Below are 2,220 nucleotides of genomic sequence, written 5' to 3'. Positions count from 1 at the left end.
ACATCGACTCCTTCGACCAGTGGGGCGTCGAACTCGGCAAGGTCCTCGCCAAGCGCGTCGAACCCGCCCTCACCGAGGGCGCCGAGGTGCCCGGCCTGGACGCCTCCACCGAGGCCCTGGTCGGCGCCTACCGGGAGCTGCGCGGCCGGAAGTGAGCAGGCCCGCCGGAAACGGCGGACCCCCGCGCGCCCGTGGGGGCGGCGGGGGTCCGTGGCCGGGCCGTCCGGCCCGTGGTCACGCCGAGGCCGGCGGGTACAGCGAGCGCGGCAACTGCGAGGCCGCCGCCGAGTCCAGCAGCCACAGCGTGCGGGCACGGCCCACCGCGCCCGCCGCCGGGGCCTGGATCTCGCCCGCCCCGGACAGGGCGATCGCCGCGGCCTGCGCCTTGTCCTCACCGGCCGCGAGCAGCCACACCTCGCGGGCGGCCCGGATCGCCGGCAGGGTGAGCGTCACCCGGGTCGGCGGCGGCTTGGGGGAGCCGTGCACGCCGACCACCGTGCGCTCGGTCTCCCGCACCGCCGGCAGCTCCGGGAAGAGGGAGGCGACGTGCGTGTCCGGGCCGACGCCGAGCAGCAGGACGTCGAAGGAGGGCACGGCGGCGTGGCTCTCCGGCCCGGCGGCCCGCGCCAGCTCCTGCGCGTACGCCTCGGCGGCGGCGTCGACGTCGGAGCCGTACGGGCCGTCGGAGGCCGGCATCGCGTGCACCCGCTCCGGGTCCAGCGGCACCGCGTCCAGCAGGGCCTCGCGGGCCTGCGTGACATTGCGGTCCGGGTCGCCCTCGGGCAGGAACCGCTCGTCGCCCCACCACAGGTCGAGGCGGCCCCAGTCGATGGCGTCCCGGGCGGGCGAGGAGGCCAGCGCGGCCAGCAGCCCGTTGCCGTTGCGGCCGCCGGTCAGCACCACGGACGCGTGGCCCCGGGAGGTCTGCGCGTCCACGACCTTGGTGATGAGCCGGGCCGCGGCGGCCTCGGCCATCAGCTCCTTGTCGCGGTGCACGACCAACTGGGGAGTGTGCGCGCTCACTTCGCCGCCGCCTTCTTCACCGGTGCCTTCTTCTGCGCCGCCCGCTTGGCGGGCGCCTTCGCGGCCTGCTCCACCGGAGCGGGCACGGCGACCGGCTCGTCCCCCGCGGGGTCCCCGGCGGCCGGCCCGGCCAGCCGCTCCACCCCGTACCGCAGCGCGGCGGCGTAGGTGTCGTCGGGGTCGAGGCGGCGCAGCTCCTCGGCGATCAGCTCGGCCGTGTCGCGGCGCTTGAGCGCCACCGCGCGGTCGGGCTGGCCCTCGATGCTCAGCGTGGCCAGCGTGCCGTCCGCCCGGTCCAGGACGATCGGCCCGCAGTCCGTCTCCATCCGGACCGCGGTCAGCCCGGGCCCGGCGGAGTGCGCGCGCTCGACCGGCACGCCGAGCTTGTCCGCCAGCCACATGGCCAGCAGTTCGCAGCTCGGGTTGAACTCCTCGCCCTCGACCTCCACCGACCGCACCTCGCAGTCGACCTGGTCCAGGGCCGCCGCGAGCATCGAGCGCCACGGCGTGATCCGGGTCCAGGCGAGGTCGGTGTCGCCGGGGGTGTAGGCGGCGGCGCGGGCGATCAGGTCCCGTACCGGCTCCTCGGAGGCGTAGGTGTCGGTGACCCGGCGCTGGGCGAGCGCGCCGAGGGGGTCCTTGGCCGGGTCCAGCGGCGCGTTCACCGGCCACCACACCACCACCGGGGCGTCCGGCAGCAGCAGCGGCAGGACCACCGACTGGGCGTGCTCGGACACCTCGCCGTGCAGCCGCAGAACGACGGTCTCGCCGGTGCCGGCCTCCGCGCCGAGGCGGATCTCGGCGTCCAGCCGGGACTTGGTGCGGTCCCGGGGCGAGCGCGAGACCCGCTTGATGACCACGAGCGTGCGCGAGGGGTGCTCGTGCGAGGCGTCGTTCGCGGCCTTCAGCGCGTCGTAGGCGTTCTCCTCGTCGGTGACGACGACCAGCGTGAGCACCATGCCGACGGCCGGGGTGCCGATGGCCCGGCGGCCCTGGACCAGTGCCTTGTTTATCTTGCTGGCCGTGGTGTCGGTCAGGTCCGTCTTCATGGCCGGCGCCAGCTCCGTCCGTCTCGTGCGAGCATCTCGTCGGCTTCCTCGGGGCCCCAGGTCCCGGCCGGGTACTGGGCCGGGGTGCCGTTCTTGTCCCAGTACTCCTCGATCGGGTCGAGGATCTTCCAGGACAGCTCGACCTCCT

At 75.5% G+C, this 2,220-nt stretch carries 4 protein-coding genes; 1 reads left to right on the top strand and 3 read right to left on the bottom strand.

The window, feature by feature from the left end:
* On the top strand, positions 1-155 hold a 155-nt coding region (locus IE316_RS35140; RefSeq protein ID WP_190208632.1), incomplete at its 5' end, for a phosphoglucose isomerase-related protein.
* A gap of 79 nt (positions 156-234) precedes the next feature.
* Here IE316_RS35140 and pgl read toward each other — a convergent pair.
* The 3 genes from pgl to IE316_RS35125 all read right to left on the bottom strand — a co-directional run.
* Positions 235-1,023, bottom strand: a complete 789-nt coding sequence (gene pgl, locus IE316_RS35135) for a 6-phosphogluconolactonase (protein WP_268257664.1) — start codon at positions 1,021-1,023, stop codon at positions 235-237.
* Positions 1,020-2,072: a glucose-6-phosphate dehydrogenase assembly protein OpcA gene (gene opcA / locus IE316_RS35130; protein WP_190208631.1), complete on the bottom strand. Its 1,053-nt coding sequence runs from the start codon at positions 2,070-2,072 to the stop codon at positions 1,020-1,022. The genes pgl and opcA overlap by 4 nt, the downstream gene beginning before the upstream one ends.
* A partial coding sequence (locus IE316_RS35125) for a hypothetical protein (RefSeq protein ID WP_190208630.1) occupies positions 2,069-2,220 on the bottom strand: 152 nt, incomplete at its 5' end. The genes IE316_RS35125 and opcA, both read right to left, overlap by 4 nt.

Source organism: Streptomyces fumanus (assembly GCF_014655295.1).
Classification (GTDB): Bacteria; Actinomycetota; Actinomycetes; order Streptomycetales; family Streptomycetaceae; genus Streptomyces; species Streptomyces fumanus.
Note: the sequence above shows the minus strand (reverse complement) of the source record. Positions and strands in the feature narration are given on the sequence as shown.